The 15,587-nt window shown below is 61.6% G+C and carries 13 protein-coding genes; 4 read left to right on the top strand and 9 right to left on the bottom strand.

Going from position 1 to position 15,587, the window contains the following annotated elements:
- Positions 1–3: 3 nt before the first annotated feature.
- Positions 4–792, bottom strand: coding sequence for an ethanolamine ammonia-lyase subunit EutC (gene eutC, locus BX592_RS14665; protein ID WP_134192532.1), 789 nt, complete (start codon positions 790–792; stop codon positions 4–6).
- Positions 789–2,189 carry an ethanolamine ammonia-lyase subunit EutB gene (locus BX592_RS14660; RefSeq protein WP_134192530.1) on the bottom strand — a complete coding sequence of 467 codons (1,401 nt, stop codon included), beginning with the start codon at positions 2,187–2,189 and terminating at the stop codon, positions 789–791. The genes eutC and BX592_RS14660 overlap by 4 nt, the downstream gene beginning before the upstream one ends.
- Between BX592_RS14660 and BX592_RS35365 the strand changes: the two genes are divergently transcribed.
- The gene (locus BX592_RS35365) at positions 2,188–2,823 is read left to right on the top strand and encodes a fatty acid desaturase (RefSeq protein WP_134192710.1); all 636 of its coding nucleotides are present in this window, start codon (positions 2,188–2,190) and stop codon (positions 2,821–2,823) included. The genes BX592_RS14660 and BX592_RS35365 overlap by 2 nt on opposite strands.
- Here BX592_RS35365 and eat read toward each other — a convergent pair.
- Both eat and BX592_RS14645 read right to left on the bottom strand, forming a co-directional pair.
- On the bottom strand, positions 2,781–4,193 hold the full coding sequence (gene eat, locus BX592_RS14650; RefSeq protein ID WP_134192709.1) for an ethanolamine permease: 1,413 nt from the start codon (positions 4,191–4,193) through the stop codon (positions 2,781–2,783). The two genes, BX592_RS35365 and eat, sit on opposite strands and share 43 nt — an antisense overlap.
- Positions 4,194–4,351: 158 nt before the next feature.
- On the bottom strand, positions 4,352–5,089 hold the full coding sequence (locus tag BX592_RS14645) for an ABC transporter substrate-binding protein (RefSeq protein WP_134192529.1): 738 nt from the start codon (positions 5,087–5,089) through the stop codon (positions 4,352–4,354).
- A 157-nt stretch (positions 5,090–5,246) separates the two neighbouring features.
- On the opposite strand from BX592_RS14645, the gene BX592_RS14640 reads away from it, so the two are divergent.
- On the top strand, positions 5,247–5,402 hold the full coding sequence (locus BX592_RS14640; protein ID WP_134192527.1) for a GyrI-like domain-containing protein: 156 nt from the start codon (positions 5,247–5,249) through the stop codon (positions 5,400–5,402).
- A 91-nt stretch (positions 5,403–5,493) separates the two neighbouring features.
- Here BX592_RS14640 and BX592_RS14635 read toward each other — a convergent pair whose 3' ends face one another.
- Positions 5,494–6,843, bottom strand: a complete 1,350-nt coding sequence (locus BX592_RS14635; protein ID WP_134192708.1) for an MFS transporter — start codon at positions 6,841–6,843, stop codon at positions 5,494–5,496.
- A 195-nt stretch (positions 6,844–7,038) separates the two neighbouring features.
- Entirely contained in the window at positions 7,039–8,466 is a 1,428-nt protein-coding gene (locus BX592_RS14630) for an SLC13 family permease (RefSeq protein ID WP_134192525.1), read from the bottom strand.
- A gap of 265 nt (positions 8,467–8,731) precedes the next feature.
- Between BX592_RS14630 and BX592_RS14625 the strand changes: the two genes are divergently transcribed.
- Complete coding sequence (locus BX592_RS14625; RefSeq protein ID WP_243849546.1) at positions 8,732–9,361, top strand: AraC family transcriptional regulator; 630 nt, start codon at positions 8,732–8,734, stop codon at positions 9,359–9,361.
- A gap of 201 nt (positions 9,362–9,562) precedes the next feature.
- Here BX592_RS14625 and BX592_RS14615 read toward each other — a convergent pair whose 3' ends face one another.
- Together BX592_RS14615 and BX592_RS14610 are read right to left on the bottom strand one after the other, a co-directional pair.
- Complete coding sequence (locus tag BX592_RS14615; protein WP_134192522.1) at positions 9,563–10,612, bottom strand: alpha/beta fold hydrolase; 1,050 nt, start codon at positions 10,610–10,612, stop codon at positions 9,563–9,565.
- Positions 10,613–10,626: 14 nt separating this feature from the next.
- Positions 10,627–12,165: a M81 family metallopeptidase gene (locus tag BX592_RS14610; RefSeq protein ID WP_134192520.1), complete on the bottom strand. Its 1,539-nt coding sequence runs from the start codon at positions 12,163–12,165 to the stop codon at positions 10,627–10,629.
- 149 nt (positions 12,166–12,314) lie between these two features.
- Between BX592_RS14610 and BX592_RS14605 the strand changes: the two genes are divergently transcribed.
- Positions 12,315–13,289 carry a LysR family transcriptional regulator gene (locus tag BX592_RS14605; protein ID WP_134192518.1) on the top strand — a complete coding sequence of 325 codons (975 nt, stop codon included), beginning with the start codon at positions 12,315–12,317 and terminating at the stop codon, positions 13,287–13,289.
- An 83-nt stretch (positions 13,290–13,372) separates the two neighbouring features.
- Here BX592_RS14605 and BX592_RS14600 read toward each other — a convergent pair whose 3' ends face one another.
- Positions 13,373–15,556, bottom strand: coding sequence for a M1 family metallopeptidase (locus tag BX592_RS14600; protein ID WP_134192516.1), 2,184 nt, complete (start codon positions 15,554–15,556; stop codon positions 13,373–13,375).
- Positions 15,557–15,587: the final 31 nt, after the last annotated feature.

Below are 15,587 nucleotides of genomic sequence, written 5' to 3'. Positions count from 1 at the left end.
GTATCAACGATCAGTGAGTGTTGCGGAGGCTGCGGCCGGCGCGGCTTCCAGCAGTGCGTCGCTTTCGTCCTTGAGGCCCACGCCGGTTAATCCGAGGCGACGCGCATGCGTCAACAGATAGTGCAGCTTGTGCGCGGCCGCTTCGAAGCTCAAGCCTTCGGCGCGCACGTTGGAGATGCAATTGCGTTGCGCATCGCTGCAACCGACCTTCGGCGCGTAGGTCAGATAGATGCCGAGACTGTCCGGCGAACTGAGTCCGGGGCGCTCGCCGATCAGCATTACGACCATCCGCGCGCGCAGAATCTCGCCGATCTCATCGCCAAGTGCCACTCTCGACTGACGCGCAACGACGATCGGACCGATCTTCCAGTCTTGCAGTTTCGCGTGAATCGCTTCGAGCATCGGGATTGACTGCCTGGAAGCTGCGAATGCGGACAAGCCATCGGCAACCACGAATACGACATCCGGTTCACCGGAAACCGCGTTCGACAACACGCTGCGGCTCTCGTCCGATAACCTGCGCCCGAGATCGGGCCGGCGCAAATAGTGCTCGCGATCAGGCGCCGCACTATGAACATCGAGCGTCATCGCAAAGCCATGCGCATGCAATTGCTCGTGCAGCGCGTGCGCATCCAGCGGATGATGCACCGCGTCGCGCGCCTGCGCGTGCGACAGGTTGAACGCAAGCAACGGCGCGGTCGGCAAGCTATTACCGGCACGGCCCAATGCGATGCGCGCATTCGTGAACGCGCGCAGCCCGTCCCACGGATTTTTTTCGACGGAATCGCTCATGATGCCGCTCCGACCCATTCACGCGCGCTTTCGAGCAGCGGCTGCCGCGCCGCTGCGCTGTTCAGCAACGCGCCGCGTACGTCGGTGATATGCATCGACTCGAGCCACTCTTCAAACTCGGGCGCGCGGCGCAGGCCCAGCACCTCGCGCAAATACAGCGAATCGTGAAACGACGTGCTCTGGTAGTTCAGCATCACATCGTCCGCGCCCGGAATGCCCATGATGAAGTTGATGCCCGCGGCACCGAGCAGCGTCAGCAGGTTGTCCATATCGTCCTGGTCGGCTTCCGCGTGGTTCGTATAGCAGATGTCGCAGCCCATCGGCACGCCAAGCAGCTTGCCGCAAAAGTGATCTTCGAGACCCGCGCGTGTGATCTGCTTACCGTCGTACAGATACTCCGGGCCGATAAAGCCGACTACGGTGTTCGTCAACAGCGGTTTGAATTCGCGTGCGACCGCATACGCGCGCACTTCGCAGGTTTGCTGATCGACACCATGATGTGCATTGGCCGATAGCGCGCTGCCTTGACCGGTTTCGAAATACATCACGTTGTCGCCGACCGTGCCGCGCTTGAGCGACAGCGCCGCGTCACGCGCTTCGCGCAACAGCGCGAGCGAAATGCCGAAGCTCGCATTGGCTTTTTCGGTGCCTGCGATCGACTGGAAAACGAGGTCCACCGGCGCGCCCTTTTCGATCGCCGCGAGCGTGTTTGTCACATGTGTCAGCACGCACGATTGCGTCGGCACCTCATAGCGCTGGCGAAAGCCGTCGATCATCTGCAGCAGCTTCGTGATTGCCGCAAGACTGTCCGACGCCGGGTTGATGCCGATCACCGCGTCGCCGCAGCCGTACATCAGGCCATCGAGCATCGAAGCGGCAATGCCTTTGACGTCGTCGATCGGATGGTTCGGTTGCAGGCGCACCGACATGTGCCCCGGCAAGCCGATCGTATTGCGAAAACGCGTGACGACCGGACGCTTGCGCGCGGCGGCGATCAGATCCTGGTTGCGCATCAGCTTCGATACCGCGGCGACCATCTCCGGCGTTAAGCCCTTGCTCACGCGTTCGAGTGCGGCGGTATCGGTGCTGGTCGCGAGCAGCCAGTTGCGGAAGTCGCCGACCGTCAGATGTGAAATCTCGCCGAAGGCTGTGGGCGAATGCGAATCGACGATCAGGCGGGTGACTTCGTCGTCTTCGTAGGGCACCAGCACTTCGTTCAGGAACGTACGCAGCGGCACGCCGGCGAGCGCCATTTTCGCGGCGACCCGCTCTTCCTCGCTTGCCGCGGCCACGCCGGCGAGCTGATCGCCGGAGCGCAACGGGCTGGCTTTCGCGAGCAGCGTCTTCAGATCCGCGAAGCGGTATGTGCGGGGGCCGATCGTCTCCGTAAAGCTCATGGCTACTCCCTATCTGGCCGCGCGGCCCAAAGCGGCCTATACGTGCCGGCCAGGCGATCACAATAGCGCCAAACGCGAGCTCCGTCACCCGGCTTACCGATTGCGTGAATCGAGCTTACGCAAGCAGATACTACGGTCAATCGGAAATCGGCGTTATCGAAAATCGGCAAATGTCCGGGTCAGCGTTTCCAGGCCACCCGGACCGCAGCGTCGCTTCGAGAGAGGTCATTCACGAACCGGAATACGGTCCGCCGGGTTTCCTTTGTTATCTTCCGGAATGGCGGCCCTGCCGCCTGGGACAGACGTGTGTCTGCTGACCGGCTATTTGCGCGACGTATGGATCTCGTTTGCCGACAACATGCCGCACTACGGCGTGGAACCCGATCGGCCGGGCCGCGCGCGCAATTTCAAGCTCGCGCGCGCGTGGCGGACCGTCGTGATGAACCACCATCTGCATTGCCTGCATCATCTGCATCCGACGCTGCCGTGGTCGGCGTTGCCACGGCTCGCAGCGCGTGCGCAGGATGCAGGCGCAATGATTGACGGCGGTGGCTACTTCAGCGCGCTACCGCGGCGGTTTCGTGGTCTCAATCACTCTTCCAGCAATCCATTCGCCAGCGCCGCCTCCCGCTGATCTCGTGTCATGAGAAAGTATCCATAGCCAATCAACAGGAATCCCGCGAACACCACCGCGACGAGCACATTGAAATACACCATCGTCGCCAGCGAGATCACCGCGGCAATCAGCGCGAATGCCGGGAAATACGGAAACAGAGGAGCGCGGAACGGTCGCTCCATCTGCGGATGGGAGCGCCGCAGCTTGAACAGCGCAAGCATGCTGACGATGTACATCACAATCGCGCCGAACACGGACATCGTCACAATGTTCGCCGTCAACGTCTGACCGCCGAACTGGATCAGCTCATCGCTATAGATCGCCGCGATGCCGACTACGCCGCCCGCGAGAATCGCGCGATGCGGCGTCCTGAAACGCGGATGTACTTTCGCGAGCCATTCCGGCAGATATCCGGCGCGCGCCAGCGCGAAGATCTGCCGCGAATAGCCGATGATGATGCCGTGAAACGACGCGACCAGGCCGAACAGCCCGAGCCACACCAGCATATGCAGCCATCCGCTATGCTCGCCGACGATATATTTCATCGCTTGCGGCAGCGGGTCGTTGATATTAGCGAGTTTGGTCCAGTCGCCGGCCGCGCCTGCAAAAACCATCACGCCGACCGCTAACGCAACCAGCGTCAGAATGCCGGTTACATAAGCAATCGGAATCGACCGCTTCGGATTCTTCGCTTCTTCCGCGGCCATTGCCACGCCCTCGATTGCCAGAAAAAACCAGATCGCGAACGGTATCGCCGCGAACATCCCGTGGAATGCGCCAAGCGAGAATTGATCGGCGCCGGCCCAGCCGTTCCTCATAAAGTTAGACCACTGAAAGCCCGGCGATACGACGCCCATAAACACCAGCAATTCGAAGATCGCGAGCAGCGTAACGCACAGTTCGAACGTCGCCGCAACTTGTACACCGAGAATGTTTAGCGCCATAAACACCAGATACGCGCCCATCGCAGCATGCTTCGGATTTAGTTCGGGAAACTGGACATGCAGATACGCACCGATTGCTAGTGCAATGGCCGGCGGTGCAAACACGAATTCAACGAGCGTCGCCATGCCGGCGAGAAACCCGCCGGCGGGGCCGAATGCCTGCCGCGCATATGCAAACGGACCGCCCGCATGCGGAATGGATGTGGTGAGTTCGGTAAAGCTGAAGATGAACGTCGTGTACATCGCCGCGATAAAGAGCGCGGTAATCACGAAGCCCAGCGTGCCGGCGCTTGCCCACCCGTAGCTCCAGCCGAAGTATTCACCGGAGATAACGAGGCCCACTGCAATGCCCCATAACTGCCATGTGCCTAACGTCTGCTTCAGTTCGTGGTGCTCGCGATGCGGGACGGTGCCGACCTGCTGCGGTTTCGACTCGTAGTTCATCATGGGCTCCCTGAGATAGGCGCCCGCCGCGGTTCGATCGGCGAACCGCCAACGGACACCCATCAGCGGATGCTAGGCAGCCACAAATCCCGGTGTTATCGAAAATCGGCAATTCTGCAGTTTTCGGCCGCGATTTCATGCGCGGTGTCGCGCGCGGTCTACGTTTGCGCAGCAGGCGCGACCGACGCGCCGGAAATGCCGTGACGCGCAAGCGCCTGTGCGACGAAGCCGGTGCGCTTCTGGTCTTCGACAAACGCACGCAAAAATTCGGCAGCAGCGTCCCCACGACTCTTTGGCACGCCCATCGCCTGCTGGATCACCATAAATCGTTCGCTGAGCAAACGCAGTCCTGACGTGCGCGCGGCATCGGCCTCAAGTTGTTGTTTGACACCCGCCGCCACCTCAAGACCCTGATCGACGAAAGTTTGCACGACAGCCGGCGAACTCGGCGCGCGCACGATCGTCGCGTGACGCAGTTCGCGCGTAAGAAACAGATCGTACGCGCTGCCGAGACCGACCGCGACGCGATGGGCCGACACATCGACATCCTCGTTGCGGCGCACCGGCGAGTCATCGCGCACAAGATAGAAGCCTTCGATCAACACATACGGCGCGGTGAACGCGATGCTCGCGCCGCGCAGCGGGTCGATCGCGAAGAAGCCGACATCGGCGCGTTCGTCGGCAACGGCTTCGACGGACTTGCCGGCGGTCTCGAACACGACCAGTTCGAGCCCGACGCCCAACCGCTGCGCGAGCGCGTGAGCGAGATCGACGGAAACCCCGCCGGGCGCTCCGGTTTGCGGATGGCGATTCGCGAGAATCGGATTGCCGAGGTTGATCGACGCGCGCAACTTTCCTTGCGGCGCAAATGCAGAACGGACGGTATCTGGGATCATGGGATCGAACGCGGTTCGTAAGGGAAGTGGCGCGCGCGGCATGCAACAGCAACGTCTTCCACGGCGCATCGTCGATGTTACGACACGCACCGTCTTCGTACCGGCTCTTCCCACGCTAGCGCGCTAATCGGCCCGCTGCGCGATATACGTGTAGTAGTTGCACGACGAGAAAAACGGATTGCGCTCCGACGCCTGTTCCAGCTTGCCGGTCGAACACGTCGGGGACTACATGCAGATCGAGGAATATCTGAACGATCCAAAGCAGACGGCGCCGGCTGAGTTGCTGACTGAGATCTATGTGCCGCTGCAGTAACGCCGTTGTGCGCACCGATTATCTGCATTACACGCTGCGGCCCGAGCGAAAGCGCAACGGCTAGTTCCGCTCGAGGCCGCAGCACGCTGAGTCAGGATCGCACGGCGCTTGCTTCCTCGTTTGTCTCGAGTTCGCGGCTCGACGCGGTCTCCAGCGAGCGATCGTGATGCAGCAGTAACGCGGCCGCCATACCGATCAGCCCCGCGCCCGCGAGGCAAAGCAGGCCTGCACCGAATCCGCCGGTGCTGTCCTTGATCCAGCCCATTGCATAAGGTCCGAAAAACCCAGCCAGATTGCCCAATGAATTGATTGCGGCGATGCCCCCCGCAGCCGCCGCGCCGGACAGAAACGCTGCGGGCAGCGTCCAGATCACCGGCAGGCAGCCGAAGATGCCGAAACCGGCGATCGACAACGCGATCATTTTCAGCACTGGGTTGTCGAGCCCTGCAGACGCCGCGATGCCAGCGGATGCGACCAGCAGCGCAAAGCCTACGTGACGCTTGCGTTCGAGCTTGCGGTCCGAACGGCGCCCCCACGCGATCATGCTGATCACGCCGACGATATACGGCAGCGATGTCACGAAGCCGGTCTGCAGGTTAGTCAGGCCGAACGACTTGACGATCTGCGGCAGGAAGAAGCTCAGGCCATAGTTGGTTGCATTGGCACCAAAATAAATCAGCGCGATCGCCAGCACGCGCGGATTGAACAACGCCTCCTTCACGCTGAACGCTCGCACCGCTTCGCGATGCCTGCGTTCGTCGGCCTGGCGCGCGACCAGCCATTCCCGCTCATCCGCGGCGAGCCAGTGTGCGTCGGCAGGCTTGTCGGTCAGGTAGAAGTAAACGACAAACGCGAGCACCAGCGCCGGCATCGCTTCAAGCAGATACAACCATTGCCAGCCCGCGAGACCCGCGCGCCCATCCAGCGACAGCAGCGCACCGGAGATCGGCGCACCGATCACGGTTGAAAGCGGAATGGCCGCCATAAAGTAACCGACGACGCGGCCTCGATAGACTGCGGGAAACCACAGCGTCAGCAGGAAAATAATGCCGGGGAAGAAGCCCGCTTCAGCGATCCCCAGTAAAACACGGAGCCCGTAAAAGACGCCGGTGTGCGAGATGCCCGTATATTGGGAGATGTGCGGAATGAAGGCCATCGCGGCTGCAACAATGCCCCACGTAAACATGATTCGCGCAATCCATCGCCGCGCGCCGAAACGCTCGAGCAGCAGATTCGATGGGACTTCGAAGAAAAAGTAAGCGATAAAGAAAACACCTGCGCCAAAGCCGAATTGCGACGCGGAGAAACCCAGATCCTTGTTCATCTGCAGGGCTGCAAACCCGACATTGACGCGATCCAGATACGCAACGAAATAACAGACGATCAGGAACGGCACGAGCCGGGACATCACGCGCTTCATGGTGCGAGCTTCAAGATCCATCGGTGTCTCCTCCGAATTGGGATCGAGTGGGAATGCAATTGCGTGTATTAAGGAGGAGACTACACTTTGAACGCTTACGTTAGAAGGGTGAGTGAGTACTTCATGCGGGAAAACGTGAGCACAACGCGTGTCGCATAAAGCGTGCATGCACCTACCGTGCATGCGCTTTCAAACTGAAAGCCGCGAGGTTGTGTATTACGGCAGCGCACCCAGCACGCGCCACCACAGAAGATCGAGCGGCAGAACCACAACGATAGTGATAACGGCGAGTGTCAGACACAGGCGGGTGCCGTCCTTGATCGACACGTTGCCCATATGCATTGCGATCATCATCGGCGGCGATTGGTAAGGCAGGATCACCGTCGAGAATGCGGGCACTTGCAGCATTAGCACCGTGTATAGCGACAGGCCGCTCGCATGCGCGAGCTGGCCAGCCAACGGTGTAAGCACCGCAGGCAAGGCGGGCAATGTGGTCAGCATCGAGATCGCGATGCCGATCGCGACGATCAGCGCGACGTTCAGGATCGGACGGCCGGGTTGCATCTGCGTCGCATCGAGCAGCCAATGCGCGGCCCACTGCCCTAACCCGCTTTGCGTAATCACTGCGCCGAGCCCGAGAAAGCCCGCGACGTAGATCAACGGTGCAATTTGCAGCTCTTCATTGAAGTCCTTGATCGACATGATGCGAGCTTGCGGCAACAGACATGCAACGCCCGCTGCCAGACTGACCCACGCGGGCGACACCCCGTGCCAGAAATCCGTTGCATAGAACAGCAGCGACAGCGCGAGCACCGCAACCAGCATCTTTTCCGACGTCGACAGCGGCTCCGCGTGTCGTTCCGCGCGTGTCGTCTTGTCGATCTTGTCCGGATACAACCAGCAGATCAGCAAGATGATCAACACGGTTTTGACCGCGCCGAGCAGCGGGAAATGAAGCAGCAGATATGGCGCGTAGTGAAGCTTGACGCCATAGAGCTGTTCAGCGGCGCCGAGCAGCACCGAGTTCGGCACATTGGCGGGAAGAACCGATGTGGACGGCATATAGCTTCCCGCAGCCACCGCCATCACGACGCCGGTGCGACCGCGGCGTCCAGCGCTCAACCCGAGGCGGTCGGCCAGCACCAGCGCGATCGGCGTCAGGATCAGGATGCGGCCGGTGGTCGATGGCATCACGAACGCGAGGCCCACCGAAGCGATCACGACCATCGCGATGTAGTGCCGGTAGGTATCGGCGCGCATCGACAGCAGCTTGTCGCTCAGCCGTTGCGCGAGGCCGGTCGTGCGTACCGCGACGCCCGTGATGCTGCCACCGAAAACCAGCCACCACGCAGGCGACGTAAAGCCGCTGAAAAGCGTGTCAGGCGGAGCGACCGCAAATAGCACGCCGAACAGAAAGAACAGCAGCGTCGTCAGCGGTTCCTTGAACAGGCCGAGCGCCCAGCTCACAACCGTGAAGACCACGAGGATCGCGGCGCGAAACGTGGCGGGCGTAAAGCCTGGAACAGGCGATACATGCCGCGACGCCGCCAGCGCCGCGACTAGCAAAAGAAGTAGCGCGGCTGTGCCGATCTGCTCCGCGCTCCCGCGTCTCGTCGCCAGCACAGCCTTCGGCGCGTCGCTCATAAAGGTCTCCTTTTGATGTTTGAACCGTGCATCGTAGACCGAATTAGAATGGCATCAAATCGTTTCAGCGCCAAAAACTTACGTTTTTATGCCACGACAGCGTACCGCCTACGATCCGTACCCGAAGCACACGCCGACGCCCCGCGAACCAGTCAGGGTGCATCTACGCGTTCCCCCGGCGGACGGTGTGATCCGCTGGCACAGGCATGTCTGGGGACAGCTCGCGTGTCCGCGCACAGGCAGCATCCGTGTGAGCGTGCCGGGCATGATGTGGATTGTTCCACGGTACCGTGCTGTGTGGATTCCGCCGGGCATCGAGCATGAGGTGGTGATGCTCGGAGAAGTCGAGTTTCACGTGATGTATGTGGAACCTCATGCAATATCGTTGCCGCTCGACGCCTGCACAGTCATCGAAGTGAGCCCGCTGATGCGCGAACTCGTCAATACGCTCGCGGACCATGCGGTGCGTCAGGAGAAGAGGCGTCATGCGGCGATGACGCTGCTGGTCGAAGAGATCCGCGCGGCGCCTTCGTTGCCGCTCGGCTTGCCTTTGCCGACCGAACGGCGGCTCAGAGGCTTATGCGTGGCGATGATGGAAGACCCGGGTTCGGAAAAAACGCTTGTCGACTGGGCACCGCTCGTTGGGGCAAGCGCGCGCACGCTCGCGCGGCTGTTCGAAACCGAACTGCAGACCAGCTTTGGACTGTGGCGCAGGCAGTTGCGGCTCGCCCGTGCAATCGATCTAATTGGTCGTGGCGTGCCGCTCGCGGAGGTCGCGACGCAGGTCGGTTATGCGAATCCGCCGGCGTTTACGACGATGTTCAGGAATGCGCTGGGGTTTCCGCCGTCGTATCTGGTGAATAGGGTAGGGAATGCGGCGGCGGATGATGCGTGACGTCAGTGCATTCAGGAAAGCTACACTTGCCTGATCGGACCGCTATATTGCGCAATCGCGTTATCGTGCGTCATCAGGAAAATACCTTCGCTGATCGCTTGAGCGATCAGGAGCCGGTCGAAGGAATCGTGGTGTATCAGTGGGAGTTGCTCTACCTCGAGCGCATCTCACTGCCCAGCACCACCGCCAAAAATTCGCGCCTCACAAATGCTGAACCTGCAAAATCGCGTCCGCAAACGCCTTCGGCGCTTCCTGCGGCAGGTTGTGCCCGATCCCGCCGGTGATCGTGCGATGCTGATACTTGCCGGTGAACTTCTTCGCGTACGCAGCCGGTTGCGGATGCGGCGCACCGTTCGCATCGCCTTCCATCGTGATGGTCGGCACCGAAATGGTCGGGAACGTCGCGAGGCGCTTTTCAAGGTCGTCGTATTTCGACTCGCCCTGTGCGAGCCCCAAACGCCAGCGATAGTTGTGAATCACCACCGCCACATGATCCGGGTTATCGAACGCCTTAGCCGATCGATCGTACGTCGCATCGCTGAACTTCCACTTCGGTGACGCGAGTTGCCAGATCAGCTTGTTGAAGTCCCGCGTATTCGCCGCATAGCCCGCTTCGCCACGCTCGGTCGTGAAGTAGAACTGGTACCACCACTGCAGTTCGGCGCTCGGCGGAAGCGGCTTGCGATTCGCCTCCTGGCTGCCGATCAGATACCCGCTCACCGACACCAGCGCCTTCACGCGTTCCGGCCACAGCGCCGCGATAATGTTCGCGGTGCGTCCTCCCCAGTCGTAGCCGCCGAATACCGCCTGATCGATTTTCAACGCATCCATCAACGCGATGATGTCGACCGCGACGACCGCCTGCTGCCCGTTGCGCGGCGTATCCGCCGACAGGAAGCGCGTCGAGCCATAACCGCGCAGATACGGAATGATCACGCGATAACCGTTGGACGCGAGCACCGGCGCGACGTCGACATAGCTGTAAATGTCGTACGGCCAGCCGTGCAGCAGAATGACCACCGGACCGTCCTTCGGACCCGCTTCAGCGTAGCCGACGTTCAGCGTGCCGGCGTCGATCTGCTGGATCGAATCGAATGACGTATGGCTTGCGACACCGTGCTTCTGCTTCGCGGCGCCATCCGCCGGCTGTGCCGCATCGGCGAGATCGCCGAGACCCAGTTCCAGCAGGCTAAGCCCTGCGAGGGTCGTGCCAAGCAGCCGCCGTCGGCGGACATTTACGGTATCGGACATGATCATTCCTTTTATCAGTTGTTAGAGAAGCGCCGCGATCCGGACTGGACCGTCGTCTCGCGGAAAGACCTGAACGCCGGGCCGGTCGGCCGCACACGCATGTCCAGATCGAGACGCGTCCACGCGAGGTCCGCCGGATCGGCGGCCATCGGCCCGGGTGATTTCGCAACCAGGATCGCTTGCGCGATTGGTTCGAAGTCCGCGCGAAAGTGTACCGAACTCTTGTTGACGAGAATCTTCATCTGCTCGGGCTCAATGCCCGCAACGCGGAACAGGTTCCGGTCGAAGACCTGCATCTTGATCGTACTGACCGCGATCCTCACGCCTTCGATCCGCAAACACGCGACAGGCCCGAGCTCGCCTCGCATGCCGTTGAGCATCGGACCATCGAAACGGAAGTGCCCGTCCGACAGATGCTCGACTTCGAATTCGCCTTCGAGCGGCGCATCGCCCGGCACGCTCGCACTGCCGCCGACCCGCAACCGGACGCGCGCGCCCGCGCCCGCCCGGTGCGCGGCGGCCGCGGCCTCCGGGTCCCAGATTACGCCGACAGCCGCCTGTTGCGCGCCGTGGCGCAGCAACGCGCGCACCATGCCCATCGTGTTCGAATCGCCACCGACGCCGGGGTTGTCCTGCGTGTCCGCGATGACTACGGGCTTCGCGGCACCGCGGCTCAAGCGGATCGCTTCCGTTGCCGCATCGTCGGGCGACAGGAACGGCACATCCCAGCGCGATTCCTCGTCGACGAGTTTTGCCAGCAGCGCATCCGCCGCGTGCCCGGCCGCCTGCTTGTCGAACGCGTGCGCCCAGACTGTTGGTCCGCACTCCGGAAAGTCGGACGCGGGAAAGCCTGGCGCAAACGACATCGACACAACGTCATCTGCCTCAAGTTGTTCGAGCAACCGATACGTATCGCGAGCAGGATCGACCAGCGTGCACATTCCGTTCACCGGAATCAGGAACGGCACGCGACGCATCGCGCAGTGCAACGGCCGGCCTTCGGCAACGACGTGTTCGAGAATCTGCGCGGCGCGCGCGCCGGTTGCCGCCATATCGACGTGCGGATACGTGCGATATGCGACCAGCGCGCTAGCGTGCTTGGCCATGCGCGCGGTGACGTTCGCATGCAGATCGAGCGATACGATCACCGGCATCGTGTCGCCGACGATCTTTCGCACGCGCTCAAGCAGTTCGCCTTCGCCATCGTCGAACTGCTCGGTGACCATTGCGCCGTGCAGATCCAGATAGATCGCGTCGAAGCCACCGGCCTTCACCGCGTCGATAATCTCGCCGCCGATCCGTTCGAACGCATCGGTCGTCACATGCGCCGACGCGCTGGCGCCGGCCCAGATCACCGGCAGCAGCGTATGGCCGCGTGCTTGCGCAACCTGGATAAAGCCGCCGATCGGCACGTTCACATCGCGCAACTTCATCACGTCGGCGCCGCGCGCCATCGGCGGGAAGCCTTCGCCCTGGATAAAGCTCGGGTACGACGCGCGGGTCGGCGCGAACGTATTGGTTTCGTGCTGGAAGCCGGCAATCAGGATGTTCATTGGAGTGTGCCTGTCGTCGCTGCGGTGACTTCATATTCGCAGTTGCAGATAGCACTAGCAAGAGCAACAAAGTTCACATATCGTTGCTTCATGGGCAACACACTAAATCAGCACCGAGCACTATTGCGACACCGGTCCGGAGACATTCGATGCGCGAGATCAACCAGCAGCGGCTGCGGTATTTCCATCAGGTGCTGACGCACGGCACAATTCGCGGCGCCGCGGATCACCTGAACACGTCGCCGTCCGTCATTACGCGGCAAATCAGGCTGCTCGAGGAAGAGCTCGGCACGCTGCTTTTTGAGCGGCAAGCGCGCGGCGTGCGGCCGACCGAGGCGGCTACCCATCTGCTCGAGTTCTGGCACGGGTATCGGGCGCAACAGGAGAAGCTCGAAGATCAGCTTCATGCGCTGACCGGGCTGCAGACCGGTCACATCGAGGTGGTCGTCAGCGAAGGGTTTGTCGATACGCTGGTCGACGAAGTGCTGGGTCCGTTCTGCGCGAGGTATCCGAAGCTCGATATCGGCATGAATATGCTTGCCGTCGATGCGATTCTCGAAGAAGTCGCGGAGAGCCGCGCGCATATCGGGCTCGCGTACAACCCGCCGCCGCATCCGCAGATTGCGTATCGGGCCAGTTCGGCGCAGCCGGTGGTGCTGCTGTTACGCAGCGATCATCCGCTCGCGCGGCAAAAGCGCGCGGCCACCGTCGACGATCTGCGCGCGTGGCCGCTTGCGTTGATGCCGTCTACGTTCGGCATTGGCCACGTGGTGAAGATGCTAGAAGTGGCGGAGAACATCGAACTTCGGCCGACGCTGGCCACCAATTCGCTGACCGCGTTGAAGCGCGTGGTCATGAGCGGCGAGTTCGTCACGCTGATCGGCGAATTTGCCGCGTATCGGGAAGTAGCAAGCGGTGAGCTGACTACCGTGCCAATCAGCCATCCGTTGTTCCAGGGAACACACGCAAGGCTGGTCATCAAGGACGGACGGCCGCTCGCGGCGGGGCCACTTGAGTTGATCCGATGGATTGAGGAGCGGTTGCCGGTGTTTGCGCAGACTCAAACGCGTTCGGAGCCGGGTCGGCAGCAAAAGCGCAATTCGCGCCCGCGAAAAGCCCGTTGATCGCACTCATGGCCATGCAAACAAAAAACCGTCCCGATCCACACCTGCGTGCATGACCGGGACGGTCGAACCTCCCTACACTTTTACTCCGACTGCGTACGCGGCTTCAGCTTGCCCTGGTAGCGCAGTTGCGGACGTTCCTCCGTCTGCGGCGTCGGCGTCTTCATCATCTGACGCAGACCCAGCGCGGTCACCGGCGGCGTGATCGAGCCGATCGTCGTCGCGCGCGTCGGGTTCGCGAGACCCGAGTTCACGAGCATCTTCGCCTCCATTTGCAGGTTCTTCAGCAGCACCGGGTCGGTGAGCGCGCTGCTTTGCGCAAGCAGCTGACTCCACGCGTTATCGCCGTAGTTGACGACGTAGTAGTCGAGCCCGCTCGGGTCCGCGACGACGCCTGAACAACCATTCACCCGCACCTGCATCTGCGTGTCGCTCATCGCGACCGTCTTGCGCTTCTTCAGGCCGTCACCGAATGCGAGCGTCAGCGGAACCGTCCATTGAATGCCCGGGTACGTGTTCTGGTTCGGATACGGCTGCTGCTTCAACGTGACGATGGTCTGGTTGCTGGTCAGATCGCATTGCGTATCGAGCGTGATCAGCGGAACGCCGGTCTGACGCACGTAGCTGTCGCCGATCGCTTCCATCGGCTGGCCGCTCGCCTTCGACAGCTCCTTCCACAGACGCTTCGGCGTTGTGTTGCCGAACGAGTAGTCGGTCAGATACGACTGCAGGCCCTTGCGCATCACGTCTTCGCCGAGATACGTCTCGATCATCTTCAGCACGATGCCGCCCTTGTCGTACGTGAACGGGCTCGCGTGAATCACGAAGTCGTTCGACGCCCAGTCGTTGAAGTTCGGCTGAATCGGGAACGACGTGTTGCGCAAATCGCGCGTCATCACCGCGTACTTCGTCGACACCTCGTCGACCCAGTTGAAGCGATCCGGGAAGAACAGAATCTTCGTCTTGTTCTCGAAGAACGTTGCGAACGATTCGTTCATCCACACGTCGTCCCACCAGTCGAGCGTGACCAGATCGCCGAACCACTGGTGCGCGGCTTCGTGCGTCAGCACGGTCACGCCGTAGTCGGACATCGTCGTGCCCGGTGCCGGAAGGATATCGTCGGCGAATTCGAGAATGGCGCCCCAGTTCTCCATCCCGCCGAAGTTCAGGTCCTTCTGCGCCTTGAACGCGTCGTTCGCGGCAACCGTGTCGAACTTGGTCAACGGCAGCGAGATACCCGTATAGCGGTAGTAGTAGTCAAGCGCCTGCTTGGTCTGCTGCATCGCCGGCACGGCCCAGTCGCGCATGCCAGGCGGCGTGAAGATGCGCAGGTGCAGGTTCTTGTGGTCCTTCAGCGGGCTCACGAAGTCATCTTCAAGCGTGTCGAACATGCCGCCGCCGAAGAACAGCAGATACGACGGCATCGGCGGCGTCTTTTCGAACGACACGCGCTTATAGCCGCTATCGACGTTGACAGGCGGCAGTTCCGCCGCATTCGACACGACGCGCCAGTTCTGCGGCACTTCCGCCTGCACTTCGTACGTCGGGCGGAATGCCGGTTCATCCCAGCCGGGGAACCATTGCCGCGCGAGGTTGCTTTCGCCTTGCGTGAGGATCGCGCCGCTGGTCGTGCCGTCGGTCGATTTCAGGTCGACGCGGAACACGCCTTCGGCCGCGGAGCAGCCGGGGTACGGATCGTCGCCGCAGCTGCCACCGGTTTGGGTTGCCGGGTCGTCGTAGGTCTTGAAGTTGATGATGCCGGTCCATTCCATGTGCAGCGAGTAGTTACCGGCCGGAATGTTCCCGCTAGGCGGACGCAGCTGATAGAAGTCGCCCTGGTCTTCCGGCGTCGCGATCAGCTGGATATTGCCGGGCTGAAGCGTGATCTTGCCGCTCAGGAATTTGATCCGATGCCCGGCGATTTCGATCTGGTTGACGTTCTTCTTCACCTGAATCTCGACGTCCGCACGGCCGTCGAAGGCCGACAGGTCGGCATTCGGGCGGAACCATAACCGGTAGTTGACCGGCTGCACGGTGTCGGGCAGTTCGACGGGCTTCACCGTCTTCTTGATGGTTTTGTCGGCGGCGACGGGCGCGGCCGGCGCCGGCAGTGCCGGCTGCGACGCGCTGGCGGCGGGTGCCGCCGCGCCTAGCTGTGATGACTTGTTCGACGCGATGCCCGCATCGTCGCCTCCACCGCAGGCGCTCAGCGCTAGCGCGCCCGCTAACACCAGGCACTGCATCTTTAACCCGGAATATGTGCTCATTGTTCGTCCTTGTCGGATAAATCAGCCTTGA

Source organism: Paraburkholderia rhizosphaerae, from assembly GCF_004366595.1.
Classification (GTDB): Bacteria; Pseudomonadota; Gammaproteobacteria; order Burkholderiales; family Burkholderiaceae; genus Paraburkholderia; species Paraburkholderia rhizosphaerae.
This window is presented reverse-complemented; position numbering and strand designations above follow the sequence as displayed.